The 18,553-nt window shown below is 68.3% G+C and carries 18 protein-coding genes; 6 read left to right on the top strand and 12 right to left on the bottom strand.

What is annotated here, in order from left to right:
- Positions 1 to 104 precede the first annotated feature (104 nt).
- On the top strand, positions 105 to 320 hold the full coding sequence (locus tag FM069_RS20660; protein WP_143490297.1) for a DUF1127 domain-containing protein: 216 nt from the start codon (positions 105 to 107) through the stop codon (positions 318 to 320).
- 101 nt (positions 321 to 421) lie between these two features.
- On the opposite strand, the gene FM069_RS20655 is transcribed toward FM069_RS20660, so the two are convergent.
- The 10 genes from FM069_RS20655 to FM069_RS20610 all read right to left on the bottom strand — a co-directional run bounded on the left by FM069_RS20655 (position 422) and on the right by FM069_RS20610 (position 10,942).
- A complete protein-coding gene (locus tag FM069_RS20655; RefSeq protein WP_143490296.1) occupies positions 422 to 1,549 on the bottom strand; it encodes a glycosyltransferase family 4 protein in 1,128 nt (375 codons plus the stop codon).
- A complete protein-coding gene (locus tag FM069_RS20650) occupies positions 1,549 to 2,685 on the bottom strand; it encodes a glycosyltransferase family 4 protein (protein ID WP_143490308.1) in 1,137 nt (378 codons plus the stop codon). The genes FM069_RS20655 and FM069_RS20650 overlap by 1 nt, the downstream gene beginning before the upstream one ends.
- A complete protein-coding gene (locus FM069_RS20645) occupies positions 2,669 to 4,063 on the bottom strand; it encodes a glycosyltransferase family 4 protein (RefSeq protein ID WP_143490295.1) in 1,395 nt (464 codons plus the stop codon). Before FM069_RS20645 ends, FM069_RS20650 begins: the two co-directional genes overlap by 17 nt.
- Before the next feature lie 16 nt (positions 4,064 to 4,079).
- Positions 4,080 to 5,327, bottom strand: coding sequence for an ABC transporter ATP-binding protein (locus FM069_RS20640; protein WP_143490294.1), 1,248 nt, complete (start codon positions 5,325 to 5,327; stop codon positions 4,080 to 4,082).
- Positions 5,327 to 6,124 carry an ABC transporter permease gene (locus FM069_RS20635; RefSeq protein WP_143490293.1) on the bottom strand — a complete coding sequence of 266 codons (798 nt, stop codon included), beginning with the start codon at positions 6,122 to 6,124 and terminating at the stop codon, positions 5,327 to 5,329. Before FM069_RS20635 ends, FM069_RS20640 begins: the two co-directional genes overlap by 1 nt.
- Complete coding sequence (locus FM069_RS20630; RefSeq protein WP_143490292.1) at positions 6,124 to 7,560, bottom strand: mannose-1-phosphate guanylyltransferase/mannose-6-phosphate isomerase; 1,437 nt, start codon at positions 7,558 to 7,560, stop codon at positions 6,124 to 6,126. Before FM069_RS20630 ends, FM069_RS20635 begins: the two co-directional genes overlap by 1 nt.
- A gap of 2 nt (positions 7,561 to 7,562) precedes the next feature.
- A complete protein-coding gene (locus FM069_RS20625; RefSeq protein ID WP_143490291.1) occupies positions 7,563 to 8,534 on the bottom strand; it encodes a GDP-mannose 4,6-dehydratase in 972 nt (323 codons plus the stop codon).
- On the bottom strand, positions 8,531 to 9,448 hold the full coding sequence (locus tag FM069_RS20620) for a GDP-mannose 4,6-dehydratase (RefSeq protein WP_143490290.1): 918 nt from the start codon (positions 9,446 to 9,448) through the stop codon (positions 8,531 to 8,533). The genes FM069_RS20625 and FM069_RS20620 overlap by 4 nt, the downstream gene beginning before the upstream one ends.
- A 122-nt stretch (positions 9,449 to 9,570) precedes the next feature.
- On the bottom strand, positions 9,571 to 9,987 hold the full coding sequence (locus tag FM069_RS20615; RefSeq protein ID WP_143490289.1) for a divergent PAP2 family protein: 417 nt from the start codon (positions 9,985 to 9,987) through the stop codon (positions 9,571 to 9,573).
- 76 nt (positions 9,988 to 10,063) lie between these two features.
- Positions 10,064 to 10,942, bottom strand: coding sequence for a decaprenyl-phosphate phosphoribosyltransferase (locus tag FM069_RS20610; RefSeq protein WP_143490288.1), 879 nt, complete (start codon positions 10,940 to 10,942; stop codon positions 10,064 to 10,066).
- Between the two features lie 35 nt (positions 10,943 to 10,977).
- Here FM069_RS20610 and FM069_RS20605 point away from each other — a divergent pair, with 35 nt between their 5' ends.
- Genes FM069_RS20605 through FM069_RS20585 form a run of 5 tightly spaced genes read left to right on the top strand, consistent with a single transcriptional unit; the run spans position 10,978 to position 16,312 of the window.
- Positions 10,978 to 11,379, top strand: a complete 402-nt coding sequence (locus FM069_RS20605; RefSeq protein ID WP_143490287.1) for a GtrA family protein — start codon at positions 10,978 to 10,980, stop codon at positions 11,377 to 11,379.
- Positions 11,379 to 12,680, top strand: a complete 1,302-nt coding sequence (locus FM069_RS20600) for an FAD-binding oxidoreductase (protein WP_143490286.1) — start codon at positions 11,379 to 11,381, stop codon at positions 12,678 to 12,680. The genes FM069_RS20605 and FM069_RS20600 overlap by 1 nt, the downstream gene beginning before the upstream one ends.
- Before the next feature lie 2 nt (positions 12,681 to 12,682).
- The gene (locus FM069_RS20595; protein ID WP_143490285.1) at positions 12,683 to 13,426 is read left to right on the top strand and encodes an SDR family oxidoreductase; all 744 of its coding nucleotides are present in this window, start codon (positions 12,683 to 12,685) and stop codon (positions 13,424 to 13,426) included.
- On the top strand, positions 13,423 to 15,249 hold the full coding sequence (locus FM069_RS20590; RefSeq protein WP_143490284.1) for a hypothetical protein: 1,827 nt from the start codon (positions 13,423 to 13,425) through the stop codon (positions 15,247 to 15,249). Before FM069_RS20595 ends, FM069_RS20590 begins: the two co-directional genes overlap by 4 nt.
- Positions 15,224 to 16,312 (top strand): acyltransferase family protein, encoded by a 1,089-nt coding sequence (locus FM069_RS20585; RefSeq protein ID WP_143490283.1) that lies wholly within the window; start codon positions 15,224 to 15,226, stop codon positions 16,310 to 16,312. Before FM069_RS20590 ends, FM069_RS20585 begins: the two co-directional genes overlap by 26 nt.
- Here the strand turns inward: FM069_RS20585 and FM069_RS20580 are convergent.
- Positions 16,304 to 17,719: a hypothetical protein gene (locus FM069_RS20580; protein ID WP_143490282.1), complete on the bottom strand. Its 1,416-nt coding sequence runs from the start codon at positions 17,717 to 17,719 to the stop codon at positions 16,304 to 16,306. The two genes, FM069_RS20585 and FM069_RS20580, sit on opposite strands and share 9 nt — an antisense overlap.
- 12 nt (positions 17,720 to 17,731) lie before the next feature.
- Complete coding sequence (locus FM069_RS20575; protein ID WP_233282092.1) at positions 17,732 to 18,547, bottom strand: class I SAM-dependent methyltransferase; 816 nt, start codon at positions 18,545 to 18,547, stop codon at positions 17,732 to 17,734.
- Positions 18,548 to 18,553: the final 6 nt, after the last annotated feature.

Raw genomic sequence — 18,553 nt, 5'->3', positions numbered from 1 at the left:
CGCACAATTCAAGTCAACTGTGACTATGAGGTCGCGGCCGAGAAGAGGATCATTGTCGCCAGAAGTAAACCTCTTGAGCCGCCACAAGCGGAAGGATGACCACCATGGAACGTACCCTCGGTTCCGACCTGATTTTCGAAAGCCAACCCACCCGCGCCAACGCTTCGCTGCCGCTGCGCGTCCTCGCTAACGTGGTGCTCTGGCAGCGCCGTATCCTGAGCCGTCAGCAACTGGCTCGCCTGGATGCCCGCCTGCTCGCCGATGCCGGTATCAGCGAAGCCCAGCGTCAAGCCGAACTGAGCAAGCCGTTCTGGCGCTGAGCCTCGGCCAGACAGTCGGATAGCAAGACCGTACCGTGTGGTAAACCGGTGCGATGAGCGAAGTCCTCAGTGACGACGCGCCGAAGTCGAAAAGGCCCGCATCAGCGGGCCTTTTGCTTTTCCGCCAATAATTCCTGATACAACGCCCCGTACTGGGCACCCATCTCTTCCGCGGTGAACAGCTGCTGGTAGCGCTGCTCCGCGCGCGCGCCCATGGCGGCTGCGGCTTCTGGATCGTTCCAGAGGAACGCCATGGCCTCGCGGAACGCCTGGGGATCGCTCGGAGGCACCACCAGGCCGGTTTCGCCATGGATGTTGATGTAGCTGGTGCCGGTACCGATCTCGCTGGAGATCATCGGCTTGCCGTACATCGCCCCTTCCAACAAGGAAATGCCGAAGGCCTCCGAGCGCAGGTGCGAGGGGAACACGATGGCGCTGCTGAGCTTGAGCAGGGCCACCTTGTCCTCGTCGCCGATGCGCCCGAGGAACACCACCTGGTCCAGGCCGAGGGCCTCGGCCTGCTGGCGCAATTCCTGCTCCAGCGGGCCGGCGCCGACGATCACCACCGGGTAGCGGGTGCCGCGCAGCGCTTCCAGCAGGATGTGCAGGCCCTTGTAGTAGCGCATCACCCCGACGAACAGGAAGAAACGCTCCCCCACCTGGCGGCGCCAGCGCTCCAGGCGCTCGGCGTCCGGCTCCGGGTAGCCGGCGCGGTCGATACCGATGGGGATCACCCGCACCTTGTCCCGGTAATGGCCCAGCACCGGGCTGGTTTCCAGGTAGTTGGGCGAGGTGGCGACGATCCGGTCGACGCTGCCGAGGAAGTGGTGCATCAGCGGCTTGTACAGCTGCAGCAGGCTGCGCTGGCGGACGATGTCCGAGTGGTAGGTCACCACCGTCGGCTTGTCCAGGCGGGTGAGCACGTGGGCCAGGTCCATGAACGGCCAGGGGAAGTGGTAGTGGACGATGTCCACCTCGGCGGCCAGTTCCCTCAAGCGGCGCAGGGCACTGAAGGAGAACCCGGTGGACGCGATCTGGAAATCCAGGCGCGCACGGTGCACCCGGTGGCCGTCGAGCATCAGCGACGCGGGCTCGGTCTCGGCGCTCAAAGTCAGCACTTCGCTGCGGATGCCATGGGCGCTACAGGTCTGGCAGAGCTGGTAGATCACCTGCTCGATGCCGCCCACCGACTGCGGCAGGTACGTCTTGAAAAAATGCAGGACGCGCATCAACTCTCCATCGCCTGGCGATACACCCCGGCCGTGATCGCTGCACAGCGTTGCCACGAGAATTCGGTTGCCCGGCGCAGCCCCGCTGCCCGGCGCGATTGCCACTCGTGTTCGTCTTCGAGCAGGCGCCGAATCGCCTCGGCGCACCCGGCCTCGTCGTCGGCCGCGAAATACAGGCCGGCCTCGCCGGCGACTTCCGGCAGGGACGAGGCGGACGACAATACTACAGGTGTACCGCTGTTCATGGCTTCCAGAACCGGCAGGCCGAACCCTTCGTAGCGGGACGGGAACAGCAGCAGCCGCGCGCCCGCCACCAGTTGCGCCAGGGCCTCGTCGTCCTGATAGCCCAGCAGGCGCACCTGGCCGTCGGCCCGGGCCGCGGGCAGCATGCCGTCCAGTTCGTCCAGATGCCAGCCGGGCATGCCGGCGATCAGCAGCGGAAAGCGCGCCCGCAGCGACGCCGGCAGGTGCCCGTAGGCCCGCAGCGCCAGCGGCAGGTTCTTGCGCGGCTCCAGGGTCCCCACGCAGAGCAGGTAGCCGCCGGGCCTCACGTCGAAGCCCGCCAGGGGCGCCTGCAGCGCCGCATGCTCCCGGGGATGGAAGCGCGCGGCGCAGCCCAGGGGCGCCACCACCACCCGGGACGTCGGCACGCCGTAATGGCGGCAGACCTCCTCCGCCACGAAGCGGGAATCCACCAGGATGCGCCGAGCCTGGGCGACGCCCCGGGCGACGTGGCGTTCGATCTCCCGCAGGCGGTCCTTCGGCTGGGTCTGCGGGTAGTGCACATGGGTGAGGTCGTGCACGGTCATCACCATCGGTCCGTCGAAGCGCAACGGCCAGAGGCTCGGCTCGTGGTAGAGGTCGATCGGGCGGTGGTGCAGGCCGCAGTCGAAGCGCTGCTGCTCCAGCAGGCGCCGCACCCGGTAGGCCCCGGGCAGCGCCTTCTTCACCAGGCCGCTCCAGCGGGAATAGCCGGGCAGCGGCGAGTCGGGCAGCTCCGCCTGCCAGCGCCAGCCAGTAAACAGGCTCAGGCGCAGGTCCTCGTGCCGGGACAGCGCCAGGGCCAGTTCGGTCAGGTAGTTGCCGATCCCGGTACGCGGCGCACGCAGGATGCCGGCGTTAAGGCCGACCGACAGCGGCATGGCTGGCGACCACCGGACCGGCTTCGGACCGGCTCTGCCGCGTATGCTGCACGACCCGCTCGATCAGTTGATTGGCGGAATCCTTCCAGCTGAGCCAGCTCCAGTCGGTGAACGGCGCGGCCGAGGGGAACTGGCCGGTGCTCTCGAAGCGCCGCACCAGGCGGCACAGCGACTCGGGCTCGGACAGGCCGAAGTAGGCCATGGCGTCGTCGCCGATCTCGCGGAACACCGGGATGTCGCTGGCCATCACCGGCAGCCCGCGCTGCATGGCCTCCACCAACGGCAGACCGAAGCCTTCCACGTAGGACGGGAACACCAGGGAGCGCGCGTTGCGGTAGCAGTACTCCAGCTCGCGGTCGCTGAGGTCGTTGAACATGAACAGGTGACGGTTCAGTTCCTTGTGCTGGCGGATCCGCTCGATCAGCTTCTCGCACTTCCAGCCGATCTTGCCGACGATGCACAGGGACACGTCCACCCCTTCGGCCCACAGCTTGTCGAAGGCGTTGAGCAGGTAGACGTGGTTCTTGCGCGGCTCCACAGTGCTCACCATGAGGTACACCGAGCGGCCCTTGAACATGCTGCGTACTTCGTGGCGCACCACGGCCTTCTCGTTGATCAGGTCCAGCTCGCTGCCCAGGTGGAAGTAGTCGAACCAGCGCTCGGCCGCCACGTCGCGCCCCAGGCGCCACTGCGCCTCCTGGCGGACCTGGTCGCTTATGGTCTTGGAGATGGCGATGAACCCGTCGGCGGTCCGCGCGATCCAGTCGAACCAGTGCTCGAACACCCGTACCAGCCCGTCGTCGCAGAACTGCGGGTGGGTCAGGGGGATGAGGTCGTAGATCACCGAGACGATGTCCACGCCCTCGGCCTTCAGCCGTTCGGCCAGCGGGAAGAAATCGGCGTGCCAGGACGAGTCCAGCAGGACTAGGACGTCCCCGGGGCGGTATTCCATTTCGCTGGCGCGGGCCTTGTCCACGTAGCGCAGGGAAATCTGCGCCAGGACCTTCTGCGGCAGCGCCAGCGCCAGGCTGAAGCTGCGGCAGAACACGCTCAGGAAAAAGCGCAGCAGCGGCGAGTTCTGGTAGGGCCAGCGGCGCTCGCGGCGCGACTTGTACTGCCAGACCCGGTGGCGCAGGCGCGACAGTCGCCCATGCTGGTGGGACAGCCAGCTCTGCAGGTTGGAGATGCTGCTCTTGGACGGCCCCAGGTTGCTGACGCCGTACACCTTGTCATTCTTCAGGATGACCGGGATGCACGGGACGTCGGTCTTCACAGCGTGCAGATTGTTGACGATATTGCGCACGACCCGCTGAATCCCCGAGTTGTCGCCGGGGTGGTCGTACACATACGTACATTCGATCAACAGTCTCATTTATAGTTTTTTCCTCTCAGAGAGCTGCCAGTTCAGGTGTTGCGTCGCGCTCGATGGTCAGGTTGGAATCCAGCCAGGCACAACCGACGAAATCGGGCTGCTTGATATTGATGACATGGAACACCAGGGCGAAATCCCGCCATTCGTAGTTGGTGTCCAGGTGCGAGTCGAACCGCGACAGGGACAGGGCGATGGAATAATTGCCCTTGCCCAGGGCCGCGCGGAAGGCGAAGGAGTAGACCACCCGCTCGCCGGCCTCCACCCGCTCCAGGGCCCGCCCCAGGCGGTGGGTGTTGATCCCGTAGATCGCCTGGCCCATGCGGTCCTTGATCATGAAGCCGAGCACCAGGCGCGGCACCGCCACCTTGGCTTCCACGGTCACCTGCAGGGTCACCTCGGCGCCCGTCTCGATCACCTCCACCCGCTGCCCCTGGGCATTGAGCAAGGCGATGTCGACAAAGCCGGCCTCGCCGGTGCCGGAGATGGTGCGCACCTTGCCGTTGTCCAGGCGCTCCTGGCGCACGGTCTGCTGTTCGCGCTCGGCGAGCATGGCGCTGTAGAAGTCCATCACCTCTTCCGGCGCGCCTTCCAGGGCCAAGCGGCCATGGTCCAGCAGGATCGCCCGGTCGCAGATGGACTGGATCGCCTGGCGGTCGTGGGACACGATCAGCAGGGTGGTACCCGCCTTGCGGAACTCGCGGATGCGATCGAAGCTCTTGTGCTGGAAGTAGGCATCGCCCACCGACAGCGCTTCGTCGACGATCAGCACGTCCGGCCGGCGGGCGGTGGCCACGCTGAACGCCAGGCGCATCTGCATGCCGCTGGAATAGGTGCGTACCGGCTGGTCCATGTAGTCGCCGATCTCGGCGAACGACTCGATGGCCGGCATAAGCCCGGCGATCTCCTCCATCCCCAGGCCCAGCAGCTGGCCGGCCATGAACACGTTCTGCCGGCCGGTGAAGTCGCCATGGAAGCCCATGCCCAACTCCAGCAGCGCGGCGACCCGCCCTTCGATGGCGATGCGCCCGGAGGTGGGCTGGGTGGTGCCGGTGATCATCTTCAGCAACGTGCTCTTGCCGGCGCCGTTGATACCGATGATGCCCAGGGCCTCGCCCCGCTCGATGCGGAAGTTGATCTGCTGCAGCACCCACTTCAGTTGGTGGCGCGGCTTGGAGAACGGGATGATCCACTCGGCCAGGCGGGCCCAGCGGTTCGGGTATTGCTTGTAGGCCTTACCCAGGCCCTCGACGAGAACGCTACCCATCAGAGTTCATCCACCATTTCGCCGGCGCGCTTGCGGAACAGGCGCATGCCCAGGACGCAGAGCACGCAGGCGGCCAGGGCCACCGGCCAGAGGCTCGACCAGTCCGGCCAGCGGTCATAGACGAAGATCGTCTGGTAAGCGCTGATCAACGCGGTCATCGGGTTCCAGGCCACCAGCGGGCGCACCGCCTCCGGCAGGATCGACAGGGGGTAGACGATGGGGGTGAACCAGAACCAGAACTGCAGGAAGATCCCGACGAACTGCCCGACGTCGCGGAAGAACACGTTGAGCACGCCGAGGATGATCCCCAGGCCGATGGAGAACAGGATCTGCACCAGCAGCACCGGCACCACCCCCAGCAGGGTCCAGCCGGGCAGGTTCTGGGTGACCGCCAGGAAGCCGAGGAACAGCGCGAAGATGATGGCGAAGTTGACCCCGGCGTTGAGCACCACGATCAGCGGCAGGCAGATGCGCGGGAAGCTCAGCTTCTTGATCATGTTGGCGTTCTCCAGGAACACCGACTGGCTGCGCCCGAGTATCTCCGAGAAGAAGCCCCAGGTGAGCACGCCCGCGCACAGGTAGATGCCGTAGGCCAGGCCGTTGTCGACCCCCGGCAGGCGCGCCTTCATCAGCTGGGAAAAGATCACCGTGTAGACGATGATCATCGCCAGCGGGTTGAGCACCATCCAGGCGCCGCCCAGCAGGGAGTTGCGGTAGCGCGTCTGGAACTCGCGCTTGACGCTGCCGACGACGAAGCCGCGGTAGTTCCACACCGCACGGGTCAGGCCGAATGCCATCACTTGACCCTGCCGTACTGGTCGTCGAAGCGAACGATGTCGTCCTCGCCCAGGTACTCGCCGCTCTGCACCTCGATCATCACCAGCTCCAGCAGGCCCGGGTTCTCCAGGCGATGGCGGTGGCCGGCGGGGATGTAGGTGGATTCGTTGACGTTGACATAAATGTCGCGCTCGCCGTTGACCACCCGGGCCATGCCGCGCACCACCACCCAGTGCTCGCTGCGATGGTGGTGCATCTGCAGCGACAGCGAGCCGCCGGGGCGCACCACCAGGCGCTTGATCTTGAAGTTCGGGCCTTCCTCCAGCACGGTGTAGCTGCCCCAGGGGCGGCTGACCGTGCGGTGCAGCTTGTAGGCCTGGTGATCGGCGCACTTGAGCTGCTGGACCACCTTCTTCACGTCCTGCACCCGGTCCGGGTGCACCACCAGCACGGCGTCCTCGGTGTCCACCACGATCAGGTCTTCGATGCCGACGGTGGCCACCATCCGCCCTTCGCTGTGGACGTAGGTGTTGCGGGTGTCCACCAGGATCGCCTCGCCGCTGACCCGGTTCTGCTGCTCGTCCGGCTCCACCAGCTCGCGCATGGCGCTCCACGAACCGATGTCGCTCCAGTCGAAGGACGCCGGCACTACCGCCACCTGGTCGGAACGCTCCATCAGGGCGTAGTCGATGGAGATGTCCGGCAGCGCGGTGAAGCTCTCGGCGTCCAGTTCCTGCATCAGCCACTGGCCGTTCTCCACGCCGGGGCTGGCGTCGAGGCAGGCGCGGGCCTGGCAGAGGATCTCCGGGGCATGGCGCTCCATCTCCTTCAGCAGCGCGCCGGCGCTGAAGCAGAACATCCCGGAATTCCACAGGTACTGGCCGCTGGCCAGGTAACCGCGGGCGGTCTCCAGGTCGGGCTTCTCGACGAAGCGGCGCACCCGCACCGTGTCGTCCAGGCCCAGGGACTCGCCGCACTCGATGTAGCCGAAGCCGGTCTCCGGCGCGCTGGGACGCACGCCGAAGGTGGTCAGGTAGCCCTCGGCGGCCGCCCGGGCCGCCTGACGGGTGGCTTCGACGAACGCCGGCAGGTCGAGGATCAGGTGGTCCGCCGCCATCACCAGCATGATCGCGTCGTCACCGTGCAGGGCACGCACCGCCAGGGCCGCCACGGCGATGGCCGGGGCGGTGTTGCGGCCGCTGGGCTCCAGCAGGAAGTGCCCGCGGTGGTCCGGCAGCTGGGCGGCATGGAACTCGTCGCGGCTCTGGAAGTAGTAGTCGCGGTTGGTCACCGTGAGGATGTCGCCGCGCGGGCTGATCTGCGCGGCGCGCTGGTAGGTCTTCTGCAACAGGCTCTGCCCGTCGGGAAGCTTGAGGAACGGCTTCGGGCAGCCTTCGCGGGACACGGGCCAGAGCCGCGTGCCGGCGCCACCCGAGAGGATCACCGGAACGATCATGGTCACTCCCGGCCGACGCGGCGCAGGTCAGCCTCGACCATGGACGTGATGAGGGCCTCCAGGTCGGTCTTCGGCGACCAGCCCAGCTGGGCCTTGGCCTTGGCCGGGTTGCCCAGCAGCACGTCGACCTCGGCGGGCCGGAAGAACTGCGGGTCGATCACCACGTGGTCCTGGTAGTCCAGGCCGACGTGGGCGAAGGCCAGGCGGCACATGTCGCGCACGGTGGTGGTGATGCCGGTGGCCACCACGTAGTCGTCCGGCTTGTCCTGCTGCAGCATCAGCCACATGGCCTCGACGTAATCGCCGGCGAAGCCCCAGTCGCGCTTGGCGTCGATGTTGCCCAGGCGCAGCTCCTTCTGCTTGCCCAGCTTGATGCGGGCCACCGCGTCGGTGACCTTGCGGGTGACGAACTCGATCCCGCGCAGCGGCGACTCGTGGTTGAAGAGGATGCCGCTGGACGCGTGCAGGCCGAAGCTCTCGCGGTAGTTCACGGTAATCCAGTGGCCGTACAGCTTGGCGACGCCGTAAGGGCTGCGCGGGTAGAACGGGGTGGTCTCGTCCTGCAGCTCGGCCTGGATCAGGCCGAACATCTCGCTGGTGGAGGCCTGGTAGAAGCGGGTTTCCGGGCGGAACTGGCGGATCGCCTCGAGCACGTGGGTGACGCCCAGGCCGTCCACCACGCCGGTGGTCACCGGCTGGTCCCAGGAAGTGCCGACGAAGCTCTGGGCGCCCAGGTTGTAGACTTCGTCCGGGGTGGACTTGAGGACCGCGCGCTGGACCGAGCAGGCATCGGCCAGGTCGCCTTCCAGGAAACGGATATCGCCGTGGATGCCCAGTTCCCGCAGACGCCAGGACGTATCGGTGCTGCGGCGGGCAGTGAGGCCGTAGACCTCGTAACCTTTATCCAGCAGCAGCTTGCTCAGGTAGGCCCCATCTTGTCCGGTGATTCCGGTCACCAACGCGCGCTTAGTCATACTTCTTTTTCCCTGGACTCCCAATCGGACAGTACGGTCTTCAAGGTGTCTTCTATTGATAGTGTGGGTTGCCAACCGGTTACGCGCTGCAGTCGCTCGAAGCTGCCGCGCACCCTCCGCTGCTCGGCCCGGCGCATCCGAGCAGGATCCTGGACGATCTCCAGGTCCACCCCGGCAAGGGTGGCCATCCGTTGAATCAGGTCACGGATCACGTATTCGCGTCCGGAACATATGTTGTACACGCCGCCGTTCTCGCCCCGGGCCAGCAGGGCGAAGTACGCCGACAGCACGTCGCGCACGTCGAGGAAGTCGCGGCTGACGTCGATGTCGCCCATTTCCAGGCGCGGCGCCTGGCGGCCCTGGCGGATGCGGGCGATCTGCTGGGCCACGCTGGGTACCACGAACGCCGCGCTCTGGCCCTCGCCGATGTGGTTGAACGGCCGCGCCACCATGATCCGCCAGGGCTCGGCGACGCTCCACTGGCGGCACAGCAGCTCGGCGGCCACCTTGCTCACCCCGTAGGGGTTGCGCGGCTCCGGCAGGCGGCCCTCGTCGATGGGCAGCGCCGCCTCGTCCACCTTGCCGTAGACGTCGCCGGAGCTGACATAGAGGAAGGTCCCGGCGAACCCGCGGCGCTTGAGCGCCTGCAGCAGGTTCAGGGTGCCCAGCAGGTTGATCTCCAGGGTCTTCGCCGGGTCGCGGAAGGACTCCGGCACGAAGGTCTGCCCGGCGAGGTGGATCACCGCCTCCGGGCATTCGTCAGCCAGGGCGGCGTCCAGCGAGTCGGGCTGCAGCAAATCGCAGCGCTCGCGCGGTTCGATCAGTCGCCAGCCGTGGTCATCATCCTGTAACTGGCGGCGTAGACGCTGCCCGACGAAACCCGTGAGGCCGGTGACGAAGAGTGGCTTTTTCAATGTCGACGTTCTGCCTGAACTTGGCTGGATTAGGGTGGCTTCGGGGCCGTTTGAGGCGGAAGTTCAGCGAGCCGGGCGAATCGGTTGCCGATTCAAACCCTTTCCGCCGAAAAGGTCCATTGTCAAACGAACATATCGATCAACCAGGCGACCAACGCGCCCGTGACGATCCCCCCGGCGATTTCCAGCCGGGAATGACCCATGCGTTCGCGCAAAAGTTCACCGGCCACGCCGGTGGCGGCGTTCAGTCGGTTGATCGCCTCGGCGTGGCGGCCGACCTGGCGGCGCAGGCTGTTGGCGTCGAGCATGACGATGAAGGCCAGGGTCACCGCGACGCCGAAGGCCGGGTGGGCGATGCCTTCGCGCAGGGCGATCAGCACCGCCATGGCAGTGACCATGGCGCTGTGGTTGCTGGGCATGCCGCCATAGCCGATCAGGCCGAAGGCCAGGCGCTTGGCGCGCAGGCTGTTGATGGCGAACTTGGCGCAACCCGCCACCAGCCAGGTGGCGAAGGGAGCGACCAGATAAGCGACGTCCATGAGGTTCCTCTGATTCGGTGCTGCGGCTACGTGACGCAGCCGGCCGGTGACGATTCGATGACTTCGGCCGGGGCGATCACGCCGGCCAGATGGCCCAGGCGCTGACGCCGACCCACAGGGCCACGGTGACCAGCAGCTGCCAGTCGCTGAGCAGCGCATCGGTGGGCGACTCGCCGCCGCCCAGGGACTCCACCACGAACCAGTAGCGGAACAGCCCGAACAGCACCAGGGGGATGGTCACCACCATCTCCGGGCGCGCCGAGATCACGAACAGGCTGTAGAACAGCAGCGCGCCGGTGGCGGCCATCTCGGCGTAGCGGTCGATCAGCGCCGGGGTGTAGTGGCGCAGCACCTCGCGCCCCTCGCTGCCGCTGCCGGCCAGCTCCTGGCGGCGCTTCACCGCGGCCAGGTACAGCGCCAGGCACAGGGTGGTGACGAACATCCACGACGACACCGGTACCGACAGCGCCATGGCGCCGGCGTAGACCCGCAGGACGAAGCCGATGGCGATGGTGAAGATGTCCAGCACCGGCTGGTGCTTGAGCAGGAAGGTGTAGGCCAGGTTGAGCACCATGTAGCCGGCGATCACCACGATGACCGCCGGGGCGACTAACCAGGCGCCGATCAGCACCGCATAGAGGATCGCCAGCAGCACCAGGGCCTGGGCCGGGGTCACCAGGCCGGAGGCCAGCGGGCGGGTGCGGGATTTCTTCGGGTGGCGGCGGTCGCGCTCGATGTCGTGCAGGTCGTTGACGATGTAGGTGGCAGAGGACGCCACGCAGAACAGCAGCGCCGCCATCAGCACCTGGCGGATGGCATCGCCGTGGAGGAACGAGCCGGTGAACAGCAACGGGGCGAAGACGAAGCCGTTCTTCACCCATTGCCGGGGACGCATCAGGGTCAGCAGTCCCTTCAGACGCGCTAGAGACGAACTTCGCTCTACGGTAGCATGCATGCCGTTTCAGCTCCTGCCATGGCGTTTTCATTCATATGCGATTGACCCTCCTCTATGCCCTGCTCGCGGCGATCGCGACGGTCGCCAACATCGGCGCGCAAGACCTGCTGGTGCGCCTCTACGACGGACGTTTCGCGGTAGCGCTGTCCGTGGCATTCGGGACGGGGGTGGGGCTTATTGTCAAATATGTGCTCGATAAGCGCTATATCTTTCGTTTTCAGGCCAAGAACGCCGCCCATGACGGCCGCACCTTCGTGCTCTACGCCCTCATGGGGCTGATCACCACGGCGATCTTCTGGGGCTTCGAATTCGGCTTCGACCATCTGTTCCAGACCCGCGAGATGCGCTACGTCGGCGCGGTCATCGGGCTGGCGATCGGCTACGTGGCCAAGTACGCGCTGGACAAGCGCTTCGTCTTTCGCCAAGGAGCCGCATGATGCCCATTCAGGGTTGGGGACGCTACCCATCGGTCGACGCACGGATCGACCTGCCCCTCACCGTGTCCGCCCTCGCCGGGCAGGTGGCCGGCGGCGACGGGCTGATCGCCCGCGGCATGGGCCGCAGCTACGGCGACAGCGCGCTGGCGCCGCACATCCTCGGCACCCGCGCCCTCTCCCACCTGCTGGCCTTCGACGAGACCCGCGGCCTGCTGCGCTGCGCGGCCGGCACCACCCTGGCCGAGCTGCTGGCGGTGTTCGTGCCGCGCGGCTGGTTCCTGCCGGTCACCCCCGGGACCAAGTTCGTCACCCTCGGCGGCGCCATCGCCAGCGACGTGCACGGCAAGAACCACCACCTGGACGGCTGCTTCAGCGCGTTCGTCGAGTCCCTGGTGCTGGTGCTGGGCGACGGCAGTCGGGTCGCCTGCTCCCGCCACGAACGCCCCGAGCTGTTCCACGCCACCTGCGGCGGCATGGGTCTGACCGGGGTGATCGTCGAGGCCGAGCTGCGCCTGCGCCGGGTGGAGAGCGCCTACATCCACCAGACCACCTACAAGGCGGCCAACCTGGAAGAGGCCCTGGCGCTGTTCGAGGCCCACCACGGCACGACCTATTCCGTGGCCTGGATCGACTGCCTGGCCTCGGGGGCGTCCCTGGGCCGCTCGCTGCTGATGATCGGCGAGCACGCCCGGGACCGCCAGCTGGTACTGTCGGCGGGCCGCCCCCTGAGCGTGCCGGTCGACTCCCCGGCGCTGCTGCTCAACCGTTACACCATGCAGGCCTTCAACAGCCTCTATTACAACCGCGTGCGCACCGCCGAGTCGCGACAGCGGGTGAGCTACGACAGCTTCTTCTACCCCCTGGACGGCATCCACCAGTGGAACCGCCTGTACGGTCGCCAGGGTTTCCTGCAGTACCAGTTCGTCGTGCCGAAGGCCGCCGGGCTGGACGGCCTGCGCAGCATCCTCGCGCGTATCGCCGAGTCGCGCCGCGGCTCGTTCCTGGCGGTGCTCAAGGCCTTCGGCCCGGCCAACGCCAACCTGCTGTCGTTCCCCGTGGAGGGCTACACCCTGGCCCTGGACTTCAAGCGCGAGAGAGGCCTGTTCGAGCTGCTGGACGAGCTGGACGAGCGGGTGCTGGAGCAGGGCGGCCGCCTCTATCTCACCAAGGACGCCCGCATGAGCGAAGCGACCTTCAAGCGCAGCTACCCGCTCTGGGAACGCCTGCAAGCCGTGCGCGAGCAGTACCACGCCCGCGGCACCTTCACGTCCCTGCAAGCCCGCCGCCTGGGCCTGGAATAACCATGAACGAACAACGCGTACTGATCGTCGGCGCCACGTCGGCGATCGCCGAGGCCACCGCGCGGCGCTTCGCCGCCCGCGGCCACAGCCTCTACCTGCTGGCCCGCAACGGCGAGCGCCTGGAAAGCCTGGCCGCCGACCTCAGGGTGCGTGGCGCCGCCCGAGTGTTCCACGCCCCCTTCGAGGCCAACGACCTGGACGCCCAGGAGGCGCTGCTGGCGCGGGTCGACAGCGAGCTGGGCGGCATCGACCAAGTGCTGGTGGCCCACGGCACCCTGGGCGACCAGAAGGCCTGCGAGGCCAGCGTCGAGGCCACGCTGCAGGAACTGAACACCAATGCCCTGAGCGTCATCGCCCTGCTGACCCGCCTGGCCAACCGCTTCGAGGCCCAGCGCCACGGCTGCATCGCGGTGATCGGCTCGGTGGCCGGCGACCGCGGCCGGCAGTCCAACTACGTCTACGGCACCGCCAAGGGCGCCCTGGCGATCTTCCTCCAGGGCTTGCGCAACCGCCTGGCCAAGAGCCACGTGCAGGTGCTGACCATCAAGCCCGGCTTCGTCGACACCCCGATGACCGCGGCCTTCCCCAAGGGCCCGCTGTGGGCCAGCCCGGAGAAGATCGCCGCCGACATCGAACGCGCCATCGAACGCAAGCGCAACGTGCTGTACACCCCGTTCTTCTGGTGGCCGATCATGGCGGTGATCAAGAGCGTGCCCGAGATGATCTTCAAAAGGCTGTCACTTTGAGCCGAACCCTGAACCGCGTCGCCGGCCTGCTGCTGCTCCTGCTGCTGGCCGGCGCGCTGCTTTATGACGCCCGCATTCCCCTGGGCCAACGTTTCCAGCCCGACGGCGACTTCGCCGCGGACATGCTGCTGGTCAACGAGCTGCACGAAAACGGCTACCTGTTCCGCGGCCATTACTCGCGCTTCGGCTTCAACCACCCCGGCCCGGTGTTCCTCTACGGCAACGCGCTGATGGAGCGGGCCGGCGCCGCCATCGGGCTGCCCCGGGCGAATGCCTGGGTGCTCTCGGTGACCGTCGTCAACCTGGCCTTCCTGGCGCTGATCGCCTGGCTGCTGCCGCGGCTGTTCGGCCGCCGCCTGTCCGCCGCCGCGGTGGCGGCGACCCTGCCCCTGGCGCTGCTGCTGGGCGGCCGGCTGTTCCAGTTCTGGATGCCCTACCGGCTGGTGCTGCCGTACCTGGCGTTCTACCTGTCGGTGCTGCTGGTGATGCGCAACGGCCTGCGCGCCGCGCCCCTGGCGATGGCCCTGGCCGGCGTGCTGATCCACGGCTACGTCACCATGCCACTGTTCACCCTGCCGTTGCTGGGCCTGGCGCTGCTGGCGGCGCTCTGGCGGCGGCGCCCCCTGGACCGCGCCGCCTACGGCTGGCTGGCCGCGACGGCGGCGGTCGGCGCCCTGTTCGCCCTGCCGCTGCTGCTGGATTTCCTGGTCAGCCCGAAGCCGAACCTGCTGCGCATCCTCGGGGCCGGCCGGGCCATGACCGGCGCCGACCATGCCGGCCTGCTGGCCAGCCTCGGCTTCACCCTGTCCTACTGGCAGGCGGCGCTGCCACTGGTGCTGCCCGCCAGCCTGGTGCTGCTCGCCCTGGGCCTCGGCCAGCTGCGGATGCATCGACCGCTGGCCCAGGACGCCCTGTGGAGCGCCGCGCTCGTCACCCTGCTGTTCATGCTCTACCACATCACCGCGCCGCTGCCGCTCTACGAGTTCATGGGCCTTTACTACCTGGCGCTGCCGGCGGCCCTGGGCTGCCTGGCGATCTACGCCAGCCTCGCCGCCCTGGATTCGGCCGCCCTGCGCGCCGCCGGCGCCCTGGCGTTGGCCCTGGGCTGCCTGTTCGCGCTGGTCCAGCGCCCCGCGGCGCCCCTGGACCCGCGGGAGGATATCGCGCAGATGGGCGACGCCCTGGCGGAGCGCTACGGGCCGCGCGTCGCCTTCGACTACTCGGCCCACAACCAGGGCCTCTGGGGGCTCGCCGAGGGCCTGCTGGTGTACCTGCGCGACCGCGGCGTGGATGCCTGCGTCACCCGCCCGGAGCTCAGCTTCATGTACACCCCCGGCGCCACCTGCGCCGGTCCGGCCCAGGTCATGCTGAGCGACGTCGAGGACTGCACCCCGGACTGCCAGTACCGTGACGCCCGCTTCGGCTTCCGCGCGGCGCCCCTGGCCAGCCCCGGCGCCGTGCTGAGCTTCGCCGCCTGCCGCCTGCCGCACCTGGACAGCACCCGCAGCGAGGGCGACTGCGACGCGGTGTCGGAAACCCCCGGCTTCGTCACCTTCGGCCCGTACATACGCCTGGCGCCGGGCCGTTACCGCTTCGAGCTGGACTACAGCGCCGCCGGCCACGCACCAGTCGGCGACTGGGACGTGGCCGTGGACAAGGGCCAGCGGGTGCTGCAGCAGGGCCCGCTGGCCGGCAGCGACGGCCAGCCCACCACCCTGAGCCACACGTTCAGCGTGGAGGGGTCGGCCGAGGCGGAGATCCGCACCCGCCTGACCCAGCCTGCGCGGATCGTCGTGCATGCCCTGCGCATCGTCCGCCTCTGAGGCGAGCGCCCTGGCACGGGCCGCCTCCCGGCCCGCCCGGCATTTCGATGCCCTCGATGGCCTGCGCGGCGTCGCCGCCCTGGCGGTGGCGCTGTTCCACTGGCTGCTGAGCTTCAACGGCTACCTGGCGGTGGATTTCTTCCTGGCGCTGAGCGGCTTCATCCTCGCCCACCGCTACCTGTACGGCACCGACCGGCCCGGCGCCTACGGCTTCGTGACGGCGCGCCTGGCGCGGCTCTACCCCATGCACCTCTACGGGCTGCTCAGCTACGCCCTGGTCTACACCCTGCTGGCCGGCGACATCCCCCACTACCCGGACGGCACCCTGTCTACCTTCCTGCAGCAGCTGACCCTGACCCACAACGTCGGCCTGAACACCCACGGGCAGACCTGGAACGCGCCGAGCTGGTCCATCTCCGTGGAGTTCTGGCTGAACCTGGCCTTCTTCGCCTGGATCGGCCGGCGCACCCGCAGCCTGGCCCTGCTGCTGGCCAGCCTTGTCTGCCTGGGGTTGGTGGCGGTGCTCACCGGCCACCTGGACACCACCTTCCAGAACTACTTCCAGGTCTTCAATTCCGGGCTGCTGCGGGGCTGGGCGGCGTTCCTGCTGGGGGTCCTGGCCTACCGCGGCTATCGCTCGCTGCAGGCCCGGCGGTTGTCGCCGCGGGCGCTGGGTCTGGCCCAGGCGGTGCTGCTGGCGGCGGCGGTGGCGCTGTTCTTCCCGCGGGCGCTGCGCCTGCTGGACCTGCTGGCGCCGCCGCTGTTCGCCCTCGCGGTGACCGCCTTCGCCTTCCAGGCGGCCTGGCCCGCGCGGCTGCTGGCGCGGTTGAAGGGCCTGGGGACGATTTCCTACTCGATCTACCTGAACCACCTGGTGATACTGATGGGGGTGAACAGCGGCGTCTGCGAACCCCTGGGCCTGGCCCACGGGCCGCTGACCCCGCTGTACCTGGCGGGGCTGGTGGCCTATTCGGTCCTCACCTACCGGTTCATCGAAGTTCCCGGCAAGCGCCTGCTGCGGCGCCTGGCGCCGGCCCGGCCGCTGCCGATCGCCTCAGCCTGAGGCGGGCTTCAGCGGGATGATCCGGCACCCGCTGTCCTGGCCCTGGCGCGGGTAGCCGTCCCAGTCGAAGCGCATCAGGTAGGCGGGGAACAGCGCGCTGTCGCAGAGCACCCGGTAGTCCAGGGCGCGGGGCGGCAGCACCTGGGTGACGCTGTGGGCGGTCAGGCTCCACTGGCTGCCGGCGCGGGCGAAGTCCTCGAAGAAGAACGGCTCGACGCCGCTGTAGCCGAAGGACACCCGGCTGCCGGGGGGCAACTGGGCGATGAACGCCCGCACCTTGTCCCGCTCCGCCGGCGCCAGGAAGTCACGGCCCAGCAGGGACGCCCGTGGCCACAGCGGGTCGAACTGCTCGGTGCGCTGCCAGGCGTAGCCGGCCTCGGCCGCCACGCACAGGACCAGTGCCGCCGCCAGTCCCTGGCGGCGGCGCGCCGAGGCCTGCCCGGCGAGGCAGGCCAGCAGGCCCAGGGCGCACAGCCAGAAGCCGAAGGCCATGCCGAACCGGTACCACATGTTGTGGCCGTTGAGCGCCAGCATAACGAAGCCGGTGCCGTGCAGGGTGAACAGCGCCGCCGGGCACAGCCCCCGCTGCGCCCGCCCTTGCAGCAGGGCCAGGGCCAGCAGGCCACCCACCAGGGCCCAGCCATAGGCGCCGTCCATGCTCTGGAAGGCCAGCTTGAAGCCGAACTGGAAGCGCATGTCCTCGATGAAGCCGTCCAGGTTCGCCAGGACGAAGACTGCGTAGCCCGCCAGGCAGGCCAGGGCCAGCAACAGCAGGACGGCGTCCGCCGGGCGCGGGCGGGGCAACTGCCGGCGCGCCAGGGCCAGGGCCAGCCAGGCGCCGTGGGGCAGCAGGAAGTACACCGCGTTGAAGTGCACCAGCCCGGCCAGCAGCACCCAGGCCAGCCCCTGCCAGGGGCGGCCGCGCAGCAACGCCAGCAGCGAGCCCAGGGCCAGCAGGGTGTAGAGCGCCTCCATCCGCGCCAGGTTGCCGATGGCCAGGGCATAGGGCGAGGTGAAGGCCAGGGCGGTGAGCGCCGCCGCGACCATGCGCCAGCGTCCGGCGAAGGTGCGTGCCAGCGCCGCCAGGGCCACGGCGAAGGCCCCCAGGTAGAGCAGGCAGGAGATCCAGCGGGTCACGTCGAAGCTGTAGCCCACCAGGCGGAACACCGCCGCCTGCAGCAGCATCGAGCCCGGCGGCATCCACATCACCGTGCGCTCGGCGTTCAGCCCGTACACGTAGAGGCTGCCGGTGCGGCTGAACTCGAACGCCTGAGCGACGAAGGCGGTCTCGTCGTTCCACGGGATGGGGAACTCGAACCCCAGGCACAGCCGCACCAGCAGCACGGCGGCCAGCACCGGCAGCGCCCACAGCCAGGCCGGCTCGCGGAACAACCCATTGGACGTCATGAAGTGCCTCGCTCAGAGCGGCTTGCGCGCGATGATCGCCTGGCTCTTCGGCATGGCCTGGTCCAGCGCCCGCTTGATCCGCGGCCCGTCGGGCATCGACAGCAGGGTGTTCCAGGTCTCCGTCCAACGCTCCAGCAGCGGGTGCCATGGCGGCGACAGGTCCTGCTTGCAGGCCCAGAAAAAGTACCACCACACCGACCAGTAGAAGCCGTAGTAGGCGCGTCGCTCGATCACCAGCCCGGCATCCCGCACCAGTTGCTCGAAGGCATCGCGCTGGAACACCCGGATGTGGTTGGGCTTCTCGAAGTAGGCCGGCGGCGCCAGGTCCTTCTGCACGCTTTCCCCCAGGGGGTCGGGCACGGTGATCAGGAACTGCGCGCCCGGCCGTGCCACCCGCACCAGCTCGGCCATGAAGCGCGCTGGGTCGTCGACGTGCTCCAGCACCTCCATGGCGATGACCTTGTTCACCCGGCCGTCGGGCAGCGGGATCGGGTCGGCGTCGGTCACCAGCGGCAGCACGGCGCGGGCCGGCGACTGGCGCAGCAGCGCCTCCACCGCGTTCACCTTGGCGGCGTCGATGTCGGCGAAGATCACCTCGGCGCCGCGCTCGGCGCAGAACTGGGCGAACGGCCCGTCGCCGCAGCCGATGTCCAGCACGCTGTCCTCGGCCTGGATCGGGAAGCCCTCGAACAGCTCGCCGGTGTCCCGGTGGAACCATCCGCTGAGGTAGGCATCGGTGAGGGTCGGGTCCGAGGGCATGGCCTCGGCTTCGGCCGTGGACGCCGGGGCAGGCGCGGCGGCGGGCGCCGGTTCCGGCGGGGGCGCCACGGGGGG

This window comes from Pseudomonas mangiferae (assembly GCF_007109405.1).
Classification (GTDB): Bacteria; Pseudomonadota; Gammaproteobacteria; order Pseudomonadales; family Pseudomonadaceae; genus Pseudomonas_T; species Pseudomonas_T mangiferae.
The sequence above is the reverse complement of the archived record's forward strand: the minus strand, read 5'-3'. Positions and strand labels throughout refer to the sequence as shown.

What these genes read in the sequence shown, in the direction of transcription:
- FM069_RS20660 (WP_143490297.1), top strand. Translation starts at nt 105, where the DNA reads ATGGAACGTACCCTCGGTTCCGACCTGATTTTCGAAAGCCAACCCACC.
- FM069_RS20655 (WP_143490296.1), bottom strand. Translation starts at nt 1,549, where the DNA reads ATGCGCGTCCTGCATTTTTTCAAGACGTACCTGCCGCAGTCGGTGGGC.
- FM069_RS20645 (WP_143490295.1), bottom strand. Translation starts at nt 4,063, where the DNA reads ATGAGACTGTTGATCGAATGTACGTATGTGTACGACCACCCCGGCGAC.
- FM069_RS20640 (WP_143490294.1), bottom strand. Translation starts at nt 5,327, where the DNA reads ATGGGTAGCGTTCTCGTCGAGGGCCTGGGTAAGGCCTACAAGCAATAC.
- FM069_RS20635 (WP_143490293.1), bottom strand. Translation starts at nt 6,124, where the DNA reads ATGGCATTCGGCCTGACCCGTGCGGTGTGGAACTACCGCGGCTTCGTC.
- FM069_RS20630 (WP_143490292.1), bottom strand. Translation starts at nt 7,560, where the DNA reads ATGATCGTTCCGGTGATCCTCTCGGGTGGCGCCGGCACGCGGCTCTGG.
- FM069_RS20625 (WP_143490291.1), bottom strand. Translation starts at nt 8,534, where the DNA reads ATGACTAAGCGCGCGTTGGTGACCGGAATCACCGGACAAGATGGGGCC.
- FM069_RS20615 (WP_143490289.1), bottom strand. Translation starts at nt 9,987, where the DNA reads ATGGACGTCGCTTATCTGGTCGCTCCCTTCGCCACCTGGCTGGTGGCG.
- FM069_RS20610 (WP_143490288.1), bottom strand. Translation starts at nt 10,942, where the DNA reads ATGCATGCTACCGTAGAGCGAAGTTCGTCTCTAGCGCGTCTGAAGGGA.
- FM069_RS20605 (WP_143490287.1), top strand. Translation starts at nt 10,978, where the DNA reads ATGCGATTGACCCTCCTCTATGCCCTGCTCGCGGCGATCGCGACGGTC.
- FM069_RS20600 (WP_143490286.1), top strand. Translation starts at nt 11,379, where the DNA reads ATGCCCATTCAGGGTTGGGGACGCTACCCATCGGTCGACGCACGGATC.
- FM069_RS20595 (WP_143490285.1), top strand. Translation starts at nt 12,683, where the DNA reads ATGAACGAACAACGCGTACTGATCGTCGGCGCCACGTCGGCGATCGCC.
- FM069_RS20585 (WP_143490283.1), top strand. Translation starts at nt 15,224, where the DNA reads ATGCCCTGCGCATCGTCCGCCTCTGAGGCGAGCGCCCTGGCACGGGCC.
- FM069_RS20580 (WP_143490282.1), bottom strand. Translation starts at nt 17,719, where the DNA reads ATGACGTCCAATGGGTTGTTCCGCGAGCCGGCCTGGCTGTGGGCGCTG.